This window comes from Streptomyces sp. NPDC085524 (assembly GCF_044541755.1).
Taxonomy (GTDB): domain Bacteria; phylum Actinomycetota; class Actinomycetes; order Streptomycetales; family Streptomycetaceae; genus Streptomyces.
In genome coordinates this window covers 306,156-321,341 of sequence record NZ_JBITTH010000002.1, presented here as the reverse complement: position 1 = coordinate 321,341, position 15,186 = coordinate 306,156, and the positions used below count along the sequence as shown (strand labels likewise).

General features: G+C 72.9%; 11 protein-coding genes and 1 pseudogene. 4 read left to right on the top strand and 8 right to left on the bottom strand.

Annotated elements, in window-relative coordinates; genetic code table 11:
• Positions 1–459: 459 nt before the first annotated feature.
• Positions 460–1,902 carry a carotenoid oxygenase family protein gene (locus ACIGFK_RS04245; RefSeq protein ID WP_400050461.1) on the bottom strand — a complete coding sequence of 481 codons (1,443 nt, stop codon included), beginning with the start codon at positions 1,900–1,902 and terminating at the stop codon, positions 460–462.
• Between the two features lie 164 nt (positions 1,903–2,066).
• A complete protein-coding gene (locus ACIGFK_RS04240) occupies positions 2,067–2,645 on the bottom strand; it encodes a hypothetical protein (protein ID WP_400050601.1) in 579 nt (192 codons plus the stop codon).
• Between ACIGFK_RS04240 and ACIGFK_RS04235 the strand changes: the two genes are divergently transcribed.
• Positions 2,538–2,987 (top strand): hypothetical protein, encoded by a 450-nt coding sequence (locus ACIGFK_RS04235; RefSeq protein WP_400050592.1) that lies wholly within the window; start codon positions 2,538–2,540, stop codon positions 2,985–2,987. The genes ACIGFK_RS04240 and ACIGFK_RS04235 overlap by 108 nt on opposite strands.
• A 49-nt stretch (positions 2,988–3,036) precedes the next feature.
• A complete protein-coding gene (locus ACIGFK_RS04230) occupies positions 3,037–3,291 on the top strand; it encodes a hypothetical protein (protein WP_376658347.1) in 255 nt (84 codons plus the stop codon).
• A gap of 59 nt (positions 3,292–3,350) precedes the next feature.
• Here ACIGFK_RS04230 and ACIGFK_RS04225 read toward each other — a convergent pair whose 3' ends face one another.
• The gene (locus ACIGFK_RS04225; protein WP_376658346.1) at positions 3,351–5,432 is read right to left on the bottom strand and encodes a SpoIIE family protein phosphatase; all 2,082 of its coding nucleotides are present in this window, start codon (positions 5,430–5,432) and stop codon (positions 3,351–3,353) included.
• Between the two features lie 213 nt (positions 5,433–5,645).
• Positions 5,646–6,111: pseudogene (locus tag ACIGFK_RS04220) on the bottom strand (class I SAM-dependent methyltransferase); the annotation flags it as partial.
• 753 nt (positions 6,112–6,864) lie between these two features.
• Between ACIGFK_RS04220 and ACIGFK_RS04215 the strand changes: the two are divergent.
• A complete protein-coding gene (locus ACIGFK_RS04215; protein ID WP_400050459.1) occupies positions 6,865–7,602 on the top strand; it encodes a protein kinase in 738 nt (245 codons plus the stop codon).
• A gap of 916 nt (positions 7,603–8,518) precedes the next feature.
• Positions 8,519–8,746, top strand: a complete 228-nt coding sequence (locus tag ACIGFK_RS04210; RefSeq protein WP_400050458.1) for a hypothetical protein — start codon at positions 8,519–8,521, stop codon at positions 8,744–8,746.
• A 148-nt stretch (positions 8,747–8,894) separates the two neighbouring features.
• Here ACIGFK_RS04210 and ACIGFK_RS04205 read toward each other — a convergent pair whose 3' ends face one another.
• The 4 genes from ACIGFK_RS04205 to ACIGFK_RS04190 all read right to left on the bottom strand — a co-directional run bounded on the left by ACIGFK_RS04205 (position 8,895) and on the right by ACIGFK_RS04190 (position 15,119).
• Positions 8,895–10,064, bottom strand: a complete 1,170-nt coding sequence (locus tag ACIGFK_RS04205) for a tetratricopeptide repeat protein (protein ID WP_376658344.1) — start codon at positions 10,062–10,064, stop codon at positions 8,895–8,897.
• 32 nt (positions 10,065–10,096) lie between these two features.
• Entirely contained in the window at positions 10,097–13,891 is a 3,795-nt protein-coding gene (locus tag ACIGFK_RS04200) for a hypothetical protein (RefSeq protein ID WP_400050456.1), read from the bottom strand.
• Positions 13,892–13,893: 2 nt separating this feature from the next.
• On the bottom strand, positions 13,894–14,364 hold the full coding sequence (locus tag ACIGFK_RS04195; protein WP_376658342.1) for a hypothetical protein: 471 nt from the start codon (positions 14,362–14,364) through the stop codon (positions 13,894–13,896).
• Between the two features lie 92 nt (positions 14,365–14,456).
• Positions 14,457–15,119 carry an NADPH-dependent F420 reductase gene (locus tag ACIGFK_RS04190; RefSeq protein WP_376658341.1) on the bottom strand — a complete coding sequence of 221 codons (663 nt, stop codon included), beginning with the start codon at positions 15,117–15,119 and terminating at the stop codon, positions 14,457–14,459.
• Positions 15,120–15,186 lie beyond the last annotated feature (67 nt).

Sequence of the window (15,186 nt, the reverse complement as noted above, 5' to 3'; positions counted from 1 at the left end):
TGAGAAGACCGCAGCAGAAAGGAGCGCGGCGCACATGCGCGACGCGCGACGAATCAGCACTCGGGGGGTCTCACACGGTGTTCAACGGAACGCCCTTGCCTAGACGACTGGTCCGGCAGCACGGTAACGGCGCACAGCGGGGCGGCTCCACTGGTTTTGTGGCGGCCCATGCGGACGGGCCCGTCGCACGTGGTGTGCGAGACCGGCCACCGCCTCTGCGCGGCCATCGTCGACCGCCTGGCCCGTCTCGCCGTCGAGGCCGTCGAGGCTGCCGAGGCGCCGCATGCGGCCGCCGACCAGCTCCCAGACTCGCCCCGCTCCCCCGGGAACCGGGCACCGGGCCTACGGCGTCGCCCTCCGTCCCGTCTCCCACTTGCCGCGTGGGGGGCCTCGGCGCAAAGCGCCGGCGGTGGCCCACACCTGACCAGCAACCATGCACGGGCTCGTTGGGGCCGGGGTTCACTCCTCGGTGGGCAGCCAGCAGCCGTGCAGCCCGAGGGGCACCCGGACAGGAATGCGTACACGGGCCACCGGGCCCGAGGCGGGATCCTGGGCCGGGATGACCAGGAACCAGCTCGCCCCGTCGGTGCGATCGGTGGCGAAGGTCAGCCAGTACCCGCTCTCCTCGGAGCCGGAGGAATCCGCCGAGCCCGGTTCGGGGGCGAAGACCGGCTCGCCGACCGAGAGGTTCCCCGCCGGCCAGACGCGGGAGGTGCCCCGCTCGACGTCGCACCAGCGGACGGCGTCGTACTCGCCCGGCAGCAGGTCTGCACGACCGGTCTCGGTGGCCAGCGCGGTGTACCGGTGGCGCCGGCCGACGCGTCGGTCGTCGACGCGCGGGAACTCCACTCGGGCGTCGTCCAGCACCGTACGGGTCATGCTGCCCTCAACCGCGTCGATGCGCGCCCGTACCAGGCCACCGCTGATCGGTTCGCCCTCCTCCTCGGGCCCGCCGACCGTCAGCCGGCTCCACTGCACGTAGTCGAGGACCACCGGGGATTGCGTACCGGGGCCGTCGTCGTACGCGTTCACCGTGTGCCACACCCAGAACGCCTCGTCGCGCGCCCAGCGCGGCGGCCCGCCGTCGCGGGGGATCAGCACGACACGGGTGCCCTGTTCGGGGCGCCAGGCCAGGAAGGAACCACCGGACATGGCCGCGTCCAGGTCGAAGAAGGCCGGGGCGAGGACGAGGACGACGTAGCGACCCGTCAGCGCCATGTCGTGGATCATCATCGGACGGTCCACCCCGTCGACGGGGGTGGGCCCGCGGCTGACCGTGCCGCCGCGGTCGATGACGGACCAGGTCAGGTAGGGCGGCTCCAATCCGTAGCAGAAGACCACCATCTCTCCCGTGACCGGATCGGTCTTGGGGTGGGCGGTGATGCCCGCGGGCAGGGCGCCGCCGAAGTCCTCGCGGCCGAGCGTCGACAGTCCGTCGTCCACGCGGAAGGGGCAGGCTGACTCCGCGAGGGCCAGCAGGCGGCCGGCATGCCTGACCACGTTGATGTCCGGCATGTCCCGGAAGGTCGCGGCGAGCTGCGGTCCCACCTGGTCGCCGGTCGGCATGATCATCGACTCGAGGCCGCCCCACAGAGCGCGCCCGGCGCGCTCTTCGGCCTCGAGGGCGGGAGTGCGTACGAACCGGTTGCGGTAGCGGGCCCGGCCGCCGGAGATCCACACGCCGTGCAGCATTCCGTCGCCGTCGATGGGGTACAGGTAAGAGCCGATCGGGGTGAAGCGTGGATTGGGGCCGTTGCGCAGGTAGAGGCCGTCCAAGGCGTCCGGCAGCTCGCCCGTCACCTCGAGGTCTGCGACGTCGACCTCCTCGGACACGGGCGCGAAGGTCCCGAGGAGGTGGGGGACGCGGGTGGGGTCGAAGCGGGGTGGCACGTACGTGTTCACGGGACCTCCCGGGTGCGCGGTCCTGCTTCCGCTTCAGCGGGCTCGTAGGCCACCTTCCAGTGAAACGCGCTCCGGCGGCGCCTGCCAGCTGCTCCGGGCGGCCCGCGTTGCCGGTGCCGGGCCATGGAGGCGGTCGGGCCGGGACGGCACGGCGACGGACAGGGCTACCAGCGTGACGGGTCCACGGCCTCACCCACGGTCTGACCGGATATGCCGGCCCCTGGGCGTCCGGGTGCGTGCCGGTGCGACCGGGTCAGGGCCGGCAGCAGGCTGGACGGGCGGATCAGCAGCACGGCCAAGGCGGCGGGGCCCTCACCGGGCAGCGCGGCCACGGCCAGTTGGTCGTCGCGGACGAGCAGCTTGGGCGGGAAGCGACCGCAGCCGGCGGCCAGGAGGCTCGGGGCGGGGGGCCAGAGGACACCCATGCGGTGCGGCGTACGCTCGTCGGCAGGGGCACACCTGGTCGACACGGTGAGCTGGGGACGGACGAGACCGCGGGAGGAGCCATGACCGCGCTCGGTGACCTGATCGAGATCGACGACCGGACCGTGCTCGTACTGGGGCAGGAACTGGATGTCGAGCGCGATCAGCCAGACGTGGCCAACGCCCTGGTACACCGCCTCGGCGACACCCTGGTGCTCGTCGACACCGGTGTCACGGCGTCCTTCCGTGCGGCTCTGAAGGAGGCGACCACCCGGGTCCGGCCCTGGTCGCGTGTACTGCTTCTGACCACGCACGGTCATCCGGACCGCATCGCCAGCGACGGCCTGGCGGACGAGCTGGGCGTACCGGCCGAGCACTACGTCCCGGCCCCTGACCTCGACCAGATGCGGGACCCGGCGGCGCCCTGGTGCGGGCCTTCGACCGCATCGCCGGAGTGGTGCCGCTGCCCCCGTCCCGTGCGCTGGCCGACAAGCTCATGTCGCTCTTCCCGCCGATGCGGCCGTTCGGCGCCACGACTCGGACCTATGAGGAGCGCCCTCTGGAGCGAATTCGTATCGGCTCGCTGGCGTTCACCGGTTGGACCTTCGCCGACGGCGCGGTGCGCGTGCTGCGCAGCCAGGGGCACTGCGCCGGACACGTGATCGTGCACCTGAGCGACTGCGGAACCGAGGCGGTGTCCTACTTGGACGGGTGGCGGAGCAGGCAACTGCCCTGTGGGCGGCGGCACTCGGGCTGACCGAGGAGGGCGGGCAGGTCCGGCCGAGCGCGTTCACCACCCGCTGCACGGAAGCCGGCGCCGGCCTGAGGCTCAGCGAGGCCAACCCGAACCCGATGTTCAACGCCATGATGGCGGTCAACCAACTCCGTGAGCTCGGGCTACGACCGGAGAGCGACGCCGCCGACGCACCCTGGTCACGGCCGGCCCTTCAGAACCCGGTGGCGTAGGCCCGGGGTTGATACCCGCCCCGTCGGCGTGCTCACCGCCGGCCACGTCGTGGTGCGGGTCAGCCCGCGTGCTGTGCCCCGCCGATGCGGGCGACGAGGAGCGCGACGTCGTCGTCAGCCGATGCCGGAACGAGGTGCGTGATCAGCGCATCGCACAGGTGGTCCAGCTGTCGCTGCGGATGGGTGAGCAGCCTCGTCAGCTCCTCCAGCCGCTCGTCGAGGTCGCTGTTGCGGGCTTCGACGAGTCCGTCGGTGTAGAGCACGAGGAGACTGCCTGGAGCCACCGAAACCTCGGTGGGGGTGAAGGCGACGCCCCCGACGCCCAGGGGGACGCCGGGCGGGGTGTCCAGGATCCGGACCGTGCCGTCGGGGTGCACGAGTGCGGGCGGCGGGTGTCCGGCCCGGGTGACGGTGCAGCTTCCTGCGGCCGGGTCGCAGACGACGTACAGGAGGGTGGCCAGCATCGGCTCGGAGAGATCGGCGAGGGCGGCCTCCAGCTGGCGCAGGAGGCGCACCGGCCCGAGGTCCAGGCGTGCGAGAGCGCGTACGGAGGCGGACAGCCGGCCCATGACCGCGGCCGCCGCGATGCCGTGCCCCATGACGTCGCCGATGAGCAGGCCCACCTTGCCGTCGGCCAGGTGCAGGACGTCGTACCAGTCGCCGCCGACCTCGTTGACGTCGCTCGCGGAGAGGTAGCGGTGGCTGACCTCGATGCCCTTCGGCGGGGTGATGTGCTGCGGGAGCATGCTGCGCTGGAGGATGACCGCGGTCTCGTGCTCACGGTGGTAGAGCCGTGCGTTGTCGATGCTGAGCGCGGCGCGTGCCGTGAGTTCCCCGGCGAGCGTGACGTCTTCGGAGCCGAAGGGTCCCGTCGGGCGGGTGCGGTAGAACGTGGCGACGCCGAGCACCGTCTCCCTGGCCAGCAAGGGGGCCATGATGAACGAGTGCACTCCGACCGCGAGCAGTTGCGCGGGCTTGGCCGTGTGCAGGGCGGCAGGGGCGATGGCCTGCTGGTCGAGGCGGGCGATCAGGAAGGTCTGCCTCGCCGCGAGGGCCTGGGTGTAGGGCGCGGCCTCGGGGAAGGAGAGGGTCCTGCCGAGGGGGGCGAGGATGTCGGTCACCTCGGATCCGGAGAGCGGGGCCTTGCCCAGCCGCCGCAGTGCGACCCCGCCTCTCAGCCCCGCACCGGGCTCGTCCCCGTTCGCGAGTGCGTCCAGGACGTCCACGGTGACCGCGTCGGCGAGGCGCGGTACGGCGAGATCGGCGAGTTCCTGTGAGGTGCGCTCCAGGTCGAGACTGGAACCGACGCGCATGCTGGCCTCGCTGAGCAGGGCGAGCCTGCGGCGTCCCGCTTCGGCTTCCACGTGGTCGCGCTGCTGCTCGGTGATGTCGACGAGCGAGGCGATGACACCGATCGGCATCCGGGCGGGATCTTCGACCCGGACGTAGGAGCACGACCACACCCGGTCGTGCTCGGGTTCTGCCGGCGTCCGCCCGACGCGCCGGCGGTCCAGGACCGGCTGTCCCGTCGCCAGCACCTGCCGCATGGCCTCCTCCATCTCGTGGGCGTTCACCTCCGGGAGGATCTGGGCCAGGCGCCGCCCCACGTGTGCCGACTCCGGAAGACCGTTCATGGCTTCGAGTGCGGGGTTGACCTGCAGGAACCGTAGCTGCGTGTCCAGGATGGCGATGCCGACGGGCGATCGGTGGAACAGCCCGTCCCACACCGCCGAGGACCCCCGGATACGCCGTGCCGCGTGCGCATCGGCGGCGAAGACCAGTACCGTCGCCGCGCCGTGCTGCCGGTCGGCGACGGGAGCGGCCCAGATCTCCACCTCCAGCGGGTACCCGTCGCGGTGCCAGACGGTCACCGTGCCCATCACTCCCCGCCCTGTGGCCGCAGCCTCCCAGAGCGAGCGGCCCAGACTGCGGTCGGATCCCGGGTGGAGGAGGTCCGCGATGTTGTGGCCCAGCATCTGGTGCGGGGAATAGCCCAGCAGTTCCTGCGCCAGCTGGTTCCAGCGCACGATCGTCCCATCGGCGCTGGTGGCCACCAAGGCCACCGGCAGCGAGCCCAGCCATCCGCCCGCGGCCTGCGCGGCGCCGCTGATCAGCTCGTCGACCGGCATGTGCTCGTTCATCCGGCACCCGTACCCAAGGCCGTCCGTGTTCCCACGGATCCATCGTCTGCCGGTCCGCGTGACACCGCCTCCCGTCGGCCTCCCCGGCGCACTGCCCGCCGGCCCGAGGAACCGAACGTGGCCGGTCGACCACTCCTCGCTGACGGGCAGGCCCGCATCGAATATCCGTTCGATGCTTGGACCAAACGGCTTCGGGCCGTTCGACGCGGTCGCCTACCCGTCCGCGCGGGCCACGAGCACCGGCTGAAAGAAGCCCGCCTCCTCCGGCACCCGCCACCGGGTGTCGATGAACCCAGCCTCGGCTGCGAGGCGCGCCAGCCCGGTCCGGTCGAGCGCCCAGTAGGTCGTGCGGCGGACCCGGACGCGCCATTCCCCGTCTGCCGGGAGGAGTTGGAAGTGCTACAGGTCGTAGTGCTCGCCGTCGTCGTGCCAGAGCTGGAAGGTGATCGTCCGATCCCCGCCATCGGCTGCCTCATGGACTTGTGGGGGTGTCGAGGCCGGGCGGTCGCGCAGCAGGTCGTCGTACGGACGTGTACTGACCAGCAGTTGTCCGTCGGGACGCAGCACGCGGCGCATCTCGGCCAACGCGGTCTGCACATCCTGCGCTGTCAGCAGGTGGGGCAGCGAGTTGTCGGCACACGACCGTGTCGAACCGGCCGTCGGCGAACGGGAGGCGCCGCTATGTCGGGTAGCCGCGCGTCGCGAACAGCCCGCGCACCACCTCGGGATCCAGCACCGCGCCCCCCGGCCGCGACCCAGCGCAGGGCGCCTCCTCGGTGACCGTGTGGGTGCTGTAGGGGGTCTGGCACGCCCGGGTGCTGGGGCAGGCCCCCGCCTACGCCGCCGGGTTCCTCGTGGCCACCGTGTCCATGTCGGTGGTTCTCGGTGTCGCGCTCGAAGAGGCGGGCGGGTGGCGGCGGCTGCTGCTCGCGGGCGGCTTCCACGCCCTGGTCAACCTCGGGCTGCTCCTGTTCCTGGACGAGGAGTCGGGCGCGGTCCCGCCCATGGTCTGCTTCGGGCTGTCCTGCCTGGCGGCAGCCGGGGCCGGACGAACCCAAGGCGTGCCGCGCCACCCGTGGGGACCTGGACACCGCCCCGGTTGCGGCCGCCTACTCGCTACGGACCGTTCGGTGCAGGGATGGCACGGGCACATGCAGCAGCCGGACGGGGCAGGATGCGCGGTGAGGGGGCATGGCGGTGGGGCTACGAAGCGGGGATCCCCGCGGGGTGGGCAGCTACGGGTTGCTGGAGCGGCTGGACGAGGGAGGTATGGGGGAGGTGTTCCTGGGCCGCTCCCCCAGCGGCCGACGGGTCGCCGTGAAGCTGGTGCGCGCCGAGGTAGCGGCCGATCCCGGCTTCCGAGCCCGATTTCGCCGCGAGGTCGACGCCGCGAGGGCGGTCCCGGCAATCTGGACGGCACCCGTGGTGGACTGTGACCCCGAGGCGGAACGGCCGTGGGTGGCCAGCCAGTACATCGACGCACCGGACCTGGCGAGACTGGTGGGACGGGCCGCTGGCCCTCCCGGCGTTGCTGCTGCTGGGCGCGCAGCTCGCCGACGCGCCGGGGTACGTGCACCGAGCCGGCCTGGTCCACCGTGATCTGGAACCCGGGGACGTCCTGATGGCCGATGACGGTCCCCGTCTGATCGACTTCGGGATCGCCAAGGCAATCGAGCCCACGCCCGGCGTCACCACCCTGACCGGCAACCACGTGATCGGTACGCCCGGGTTCATGTCCCCGGAGCAGGTCACGGGACGCGTGGTGGGTCCGCCGTCCGACGTGTTCTCGCTGGCGGGCGTCCTGCTGTTCGCCGCGACCGGGACGGCGCCCTTCGGCCACGGCACGATCGAGACGCTCCTGTACCGGGTGGTCAACGAAGAACCCGACCTCGGCGGCTGCCCTCGGGAGCTGCGTACGCTGCTGGGCGAGTGTCTGGCGAAGAACCCGGCGGCCCGGCCGACGACGGAACGCCTCGTGGCGGCACCGACCGCGGGCACGCGAGCACCGGGGCACACGCCACCACCCGCCCCTCCCCCGCTGCCGGCGTCGGCCACTGCTCCGCTTACCGCCACGGACGATGCTCCTGCCGAAGACCGCGGCGCCGAACACCGGTCGCGTTCCGTGTCGTTCCGCAGGCAGCGCACAAAGGTGCGTTCCGTACAGACGTGACGATCGACGCGGACGGTGTCACCTGGGAGACGGGAATGCTGCCGGAAGGGACGCCCACCGGCCGCATCCCCTGGAAGGACATCACGAACGTGGGGTTCGTGACGCGGAACTGCAGTCTGAGGATCCGCGTCCGGCCCGAACTGGAACGGGATTACGGCGCCACAACTCTCTGGACCAAGAACCCCGCCGTGATCCTCGACCTGCACGCCGCACCCGAAATCTCACCACCAGGGGCACTGCCCGTCCCCGCCGGAGATACGGACGGGGTCGACCGCATGCGACTGGCCCGAGCGGCGATCCGGCAGCTGGCTCCGCCGAGGCTGCGCGGCTCCGCCCCCACTCCCAGGCCAGCGACGGACGCCACCCCGTGGAACAGCACGGCGACCGTGCTCACCAAGTCCGCCGCCGCCCGCCTGAGGCACCTCGTGCCCTTCGTCATGTGCACTGTGATGCCTTCGGTCGTCCCCTGGAGTACAACCCCATGGTCCCGCCCCTTCCTCGTGGTCTTCGCCGGCCTCGCTGCGCTGACGTACCTGTTGGGGCCAATGCGCGGACACCGCGTCACCTTCTTCGTCCACGGCATCACCGTCGACAGTCCCAAGCTGATACCAGGACGCAGGGCCAGAACCGTTGTGGCATGGGCGGACATCACCGAACTCACCTGGCCGGACGGCCTCTCGGAGGTGCCTGCCACGCTCCACCTCCTGCGCTCCGGCGCGGTGCCTCCCCTTCGGCAGCGCGGCGTGATCTCCCGACCACCGCGAATCGCCGCCTCCCCTGAGACACACGGGCACCCGGCCCGCAAGCGGCGGCGGGCCTGGTCGAGGCACTCAGCGAGAAGAAGACCGGTGAGAAAGCCGAGGGAAAGAACACCTGCCCCCGGACGTGCCCAACGCTGTCCGCGGGGCCAGCCGTCATGGCCGACCTCGGGCCGCTCGCCACCGTCCTGGCCGACGTGTCCGGCGCTCCCGCCGAAGGCTTCCGGGACCACGAGGTCGAACCTCCGCCGCCTCCCGCCACCCACGCCGCGATCCACCTGCCAGGCGACCCCGCCAGCAGTTGCCTTCTCCTTGCTGTGCTCCTCGCGGCAACGGTGCGCGTCGACGGCCCGACGCTGACGGAGCGGATCGCCCGGGGCGAGTAGACCCTGTCGGCCAGGACTGCCTCCGGCGTGATTCCGGGACGGCCGATCTGCCTGGGCGTATGGTCCGGCAGCAACGGCTCCATGCGTGCTCACCGGGCGTCAGTCAACGACACACCAGGCCAACGATCCGATGATCTGGAGAAACGGCCTAGGGAATGCTGCGCCTCAGCTGGTCGAGGTAGGTGCGCACCTCCGGGAGTTTGGGGTGGGTGGGGCCGCCGACGCGTTCCAGAGCGGCGATGAGCCGTTCGGTCGCCGCGACGGCCTCGTCGAGCCGCCCGGCCTGGTCGTAGCCGGAGATGAGGGAGACCAGCGCGTCCAGGGTCTGCACGTCGTCCGGGCCCAGGCTGTGCTCGCGCGCCGCGAGGGCCGCCTTCTGGTACGGCAGGGCCCGCTCCGGGCGGCCCGCGTCCAGGTGGGCGATCGCCAGGTTGTGGTAGGGGTAGGCGATCTCCTCACTGCGGGCTCCGTGGATGTGTTCGAAACCCTGGACGACCCGCTCGTAGCAGGCGATGGCCGCGTCGAGGTCCCCGGCGTCGTGGAGGAGGTGCGCCAGGTTGTCCACCCAGATGTAGGTGTTGAGGTGGTCGGGGCCGTAGAACCGCTCCTTGTCCGCGATGATCTCCCGGCACAGCGCGGTGGCATCGGCCAGCCTGCCGGCCTTGCGGTAGGCGGTGAACAGCTTCTGCTTGCGGGCCTCGAGCTTCTCCCCGCCCGGCGGCAGCAGGCGCCTGCTGCCGGCCACGGTCTCCTCCAGCAGGGCGATCGCCCGGTCGGCGCTGCCCGCAGCGGCGCAGGCGTCCGACAGCTTCTCTCGCCGGGCGAGGGTCTCCTCCTCGTCGCGGTCGGGGCTGCGCTCGCTGCCCTCCAGGGCCCGTTCCAGGAAGGGGACCGCCTCTGCGGGGCGCCGCGCCGACAGGTGCGCGGATCCGATCCCCTCCAGGGTGATCAGGGTGTCCCGGGCGTGCGGGCCCAGGCTCGCCGACTGGTGGCCCAGGTTCTCCAGCAGCAGCGGAATCGCCCGGTCCTGCATGTACGTGTCCCCGGGCGGTGCCGCGGCCGCCCAGGCGCACAGGATGAAGGCGTAGTTGTGACGCAGCCGCAGGACTTCCTCGTGGGCCGGACCCAGCCGCCGCTCCGCCTCCTGCAGTTGGTCGCGCATCCGCACGGGGGTGTCCGCGCCGAGGTGCATCGGTGCGTCGCCGTGGTCGGCCAGCCGCAGGTCGAGCGGATCCGGCGGAGTCTCGGGCTCCGGCAGCGGGTTCTGCGGGTTCCCGTGGCCCGCCGGGGTGTCCTTGGCGCGCTTCTTGCGGAACATCGCGGTCACTCTCCTCGGTCGGTGGCGGCCGGTCACCAGGGGGACGCGAGGTCCCGTACGAGCTCCAGCAGTTCCCCGATCGCGGCGTTCGGTGCCCGCCCGCCGTCGAGCCACGCGCTCAGGGCCGCCCGGTCGGCCGCGGTGAGCGAGGCGAGCGGACGTCCGGCGAAGGAGAGCGGGTCGCCCAGGTCGTGCACGGTGGAGCCGTGGAGCACGTGACAGCCGCCGGGCGGAGCGATCAGGAGGGGTGGGGTGCCTCCGGGCGGCCCGGCGAGCGGACGCGGCTCCGGCACGGGGTCCAAGGCCACCGCGTCGTGGAAGTGCGCCGTCCCCCCGCCCTGGGCGCGCCCGCCGACGACGCGCCAGGCCGGGATCGCGAACAGGTGCTCCAAGCGGGGTCCGGGAGCGTTCCATGCGGTCACCATGGTCTCCTCGGGCTCCTGCTCGAACAGGTAGACCCCGCCGGTGGAGGCCGCGGTCACGAACTCGTCGGGTGAGAGGAAAACGGCGGACTCGAGCGTGCCGTGCTGGTCGGGCAGACTGCGGCAGCCCTCGGCCGACAGCGGCTCCAGACCCGGGTCGGTGAGGATCAGGCGGCGGCCGTCGGCCAGCAGAAGCCGCTGCCCGGACGGGTCGACGGCATGGACGGTGCAGCGCTCCAGACCCAGGTCGCGCAGGTCGATCCGCTCCAGCGGGCGGCCCACGGCACCGACCAGGGCCACGGGTTCGCTCCACAGCAGGACGACGAACCCGCGGGCAGTGGCGAAGGTCCGGGCGCCCACGAGGTCCGGGCCGCCCGTCAGGTACTCCACCCCGCCCGGCCGGTACAGGACGAGTTCGGGAGCCAGCCACAGGTCCGTGCGCAGCGCGAGGACCGCGTCGGGCCCGAGACAGGCGACGGCGTCGGCGCCCACCCGGAGGTGGTCGGCCGACCAGAGCCGCGAGCGGGAGGCGAGATCGTACACGTCGATGCGGGTGGCGTACTCGCCGCGGGCGCGCCGCCTGCCCGGCGGCCGGTACGTCTCCCAGGTCATGGCGGTCGCCCCGGGGGCGAAGGAGACCCGGTCCGGTGCCACGGGACCGTCGCGGTGGGGCAGGCGCCACACCGCCCGCGCGGCCGCGGCCCGGGCGGTGCGTTCGGCGGCCTTCGGCCGGTGGCGGCGCGAGGTCAGCCGGGCGGCCAGACGACCGCCGGGACCGTCGTCGGGCGGGGCCCAGTGCTCGGGCGCGTGGCGGTGGGCGATCCGGATCGCGTCGGTGACGGGGACCCTGCGCATGAGGTCCCACAGCCCCTCCTGGTCGGCGGCCCGCACCAGTTGCCCGGCTGCCCCGTCGATCTCCGCCGGCGTGCCCCAGGGCAGCCGGTCGGCGCCGCGCCACTCCCGCAGGTAGAGGAGCGAACGGCCGATGGCGCCGCGTTCGGCTTCGGCGGCTGCGGCGTCGTCCGGGGCGAGAGCGAGGCGCTCCCGGTGCAGGGCGAGGCTCTCCTCGACGATCGCGGCGGCCTCGGTGTGCCGCTCCAGCGCGATGAGTTTGTCGGCCGCCTCGTCGAGCCGGGTCGCGAGGACGTCCCGGTAGTGGGCAGCGGCCTCGGCGAGCTGGCGGTAGAGGTGGACGGCCTCGAGCAGTGCGCCGACCGATTCGGCGTGCCGTCCGGCGTTCCACAGGTGCTGGCTCTGGATGCTGAGACTGCCGGCCAGATCGTCCCCGAAGCGCGCGGGGTCGAGCTCCGCCATCTGGCGCGCGGACGCCACCACCGTCCCGGCGCCCTCGGCCGCTTCCTCGTTGTGTCCGGACATCGCCAGCAGGTAGCCGTTCACCATCTCCAGGCGGTCCGCGTCCGGGGACATGGACCACCAGAGGAGGGGGTCGCGGTCCAGTAACCGGGCGAAGAGCCGTTCCGCCTCCGCCACGGACGCGTGGGCCTGTTCTTCGGCCCCGGTCCTCCAGAGCACGAAGGCCAGCCGGGTGTGCGCCTGGGCCAGGGCGCCCAGGACGGCCGGGTCCGCTCCGTCCTGCGGCATCAGCCCGATCGCCTCCTGGAGGAGGTCGACGCAGCGCTCGGCGGAAATCTCCTCCAGGAAGAGGCCACCGAGGTTGAGGAGGGCGTCGGCGTAGGCGGACCGGTGCGCCGGATCCTGCTCGGCAGCCTGCCGGGTGAGCTGTACGGCCTCTTCCATGTGCTCGAGTGCCTCGCCGCGGCGGCCCGCCTTGAGGTGGGCAGCGGCCAGCTCCGAGCGGAGCCGGGCACGTTCCAAGCCGTCCACGGCGCGTTCGAGTCGGTGGGTGGCGAGCCGTACGGCCAGTTCCCCGGCCCCGCTCTCCACCCGTACGTCGCCCGGCGGCAGATGGGGCTCGATGGCCTCCAGGACGTCGAGGTCCACGGAGTCGAGCAGGGCGATCGAGGTCAGTACGGAGCCGCCGCCGCGGACGGCGAGGGCGGGGTCGCGGCGCAGCAGCGGGAAGAGGACGGCGGGCCCGATGTGCGGCCAGCGTTCGGCCGCGGCGATGAGGAAGGTGAGGGCGCGGGGTGTCCAGGCGGGGGCGGCGCCTCCGTCGCGCCGGAGGACGCGCGTGGTCGCGGTGACGGACCACAGGTCGGCCGGGTAGGCGGTGACGGGGCTGCCGGGGAGGGTGAGGGCGAGGTAGTCCTCGGCGAGCCGGTCGGGGAGCAGCGGCTCGAGTACGTGGGCGGCCGCCGGGTCGGTGGGCGGGTAGTGGACGGCGTGGGCGGTCAGGGCCCGGTCGGACGGGGTGCTCAGGAGGAGCCGGTCCAGGAGGGGGCGGGCGGCATCGCGGCGCATCGGGCCGGTGAGGACGGCGGTGAAGACGGTGCGTGCGAGGTCGAGGGCGCGGCGGTCGCCGTCCTCGGGCCCCGCGCCGCCGGAACCGCCCGTGTCGTGCTCGCCCGGCCGGCGCCAGTTGTCGTGTTCACGGTCGAGCAGGTACGCGGTCATCCCGGCGAGGCCGGCGGGCGGTTCCCGGCCGCCGGCCCGGGCGTCGACGGCGACGAGCGCGGCCATGTGGACGGCGAGGGTCAGCCCGAAGTCGGGACGGGCGAGGTCCTCGTACGGCGGGCGCAGCCCGACGAGGGCGGAGGGGTCGGGGTAGTGGGCGGCGAAGCTGCGGCGGGCGGCCTCGAACATCCGGCTGCGTTCGCCCTGCCGGCCGGAGAGCGGGTCCAGGGGCTGGTCGGAGAGGTCGGTGGCGCGCCGCTGCCGGGTCAGCTGTGCGCGCAGGGCGGGCCAGGGCCGTACCGAGCGGGCGATGAGGAGGACCCGGGCGGGGAGGTCACCGAGGAGCAGGCCGTTGTGGAACAGCCACCTGAGGTGGGCGTCCGGCCAGCGGTCGGCGTAGTCGACGAGCAGCAGCACCCCGGTGCGGTGGCCGGTGCGCAGATCCTGGCTGCCCTCGGCGGGCGGGTGGGTGTCGGTGCCGTGCACGGCGTCCACGACGAGCCAGCCCGCGTCGGCGCAGTCGGCGGCGAAGCGGGCGGCGAGGCGGGACTTGCCCGCGCCGCCGGGTCCGTGCAGCCAGCGCACGGCCGACCGGTCGGGCTGATCGCGCCACTCCCGCAGCCGGGCCAGCTCCGCTTCGCGGCCGGTGAACTCCACGATCTCGCTGCGGGCGTCGAGCATGCGGCTGGGCTGGGCGCGCAGCCAGGCCGAGTCTCGCCGCAGGGTGTCGGCGGCGCCGTGCGGGTCGCGCGCGTAGAGCAGGTAGACGGGGGTGCCGTCGCCGAAGACGTGGATGTCGGCACCGATGGTGCCGTAGGCGAAGCCGGCGACGGCGCGGACTTCCTGGTGGACCTCGTCAGGGAGGTCCACGGTCAGCCGGTCCCCTCCGCGCCTTCGTCGGCGGGCGGTGGCAGCTGCCCTTCGGCCGCCTGGTGGTAGTGGAGGTTGCCGCCCTGCACGGCGAAGAGAGTGCCGTGGTCCCGTGCGGTGTTCGACTGTGTCCACACCTGCCGCTCGGCCGGCAGCCCGCTCTGGACGCGGGCGACCAGCTCGCGCAATTCGCTCTCGCTGTCGGGGTGTTCCTCCAGCAGCAGGAGGAGACGCCGACGCCATACGGGGAGCAGTTCCGCCCGGATCTCGTCCGCTCCGGCCGGCTCGGCGCGCCCGACGAGCAGGGCGTCCTCGTCGAGCTGCGCCCCGACGAGCTCCCCGCGGGCCTCTCCGCCGCGCCCGAAGAGCCGCACGACCCCGCCGCGGGCACCCTGCCAGACGTCGGTGGCCATGGCTCCGATCAGCGCGGTGGCGCCCGCGCCGGCGAGTGCCGTCAGTGACTCAGCCAACATCCGTCCTCCTGGGTCCGATGCGCCGGGGAGCCCTCGGGTTGCCGAACTCCCCTTGCCTGCGCCCAGATTAGCCCGGGCAGGAAGCGCCGTCCTCAGCCGCGGAAGGCGGCAGGCCGTTCCGGGGAGGCCGCGGCGAGTGCCTTGGTGACCCCGTCGACTCCCTCCCGGAGCCCGTAGACGGGGGTGTCGGGCTGCTGGCGCCAGGAGTCGTCGATGCCGCCGGCGTCGACGGTGTCGAAGCCGAGTTCGTCGATGAGGGCGCGGACGGCCTTCTTCGCGGCCTCGTCGTCGCCCGCGACGGGCAGTGCCATGCGGTCGGGGGCTCCGGCCGGGCGGTGCCGGTCGAGGATGTCCTGGGCGTAGGTTCCGTTGAAGGCCTTGATCACGCGGTGCCCGAGCTGCCGCTCGGTCCACCGGCTCTCGGTCAGCCCCTCGTCCTCGACGCCGGCGATCCGGCCGTCGCGCTGCTGCGGGTAGTAGTTGTTGGTGTCGATGACAGTGAACCCTTCGGCGGCCTCGTCGAAGAGGCCCGCGGGCAGGTCCGGCACGTTCTTGAAGGGGATGGTGACCACGACGATCTCGGCGCCCCGCGCCGCTTCGCCGACGGTGACGGGGATGGCCCCGGTCTCCTCGGCGAGCGCGGCCAGGGTCTGGGGGCCGCGCGAGTTCGCCACGGACACGTCGTGCCCGAGGGCCGTGAGCCGGCGGGTCAGGTTGCCGCCGATGTTTCCTGCGCCGATGATGCCGATCTTCATGAGCTCTCCCGTGCGTCCGGAATCGGGTGGTGCGCCGGTACGAACTCCCGCGAGCGGTGCGGCATTC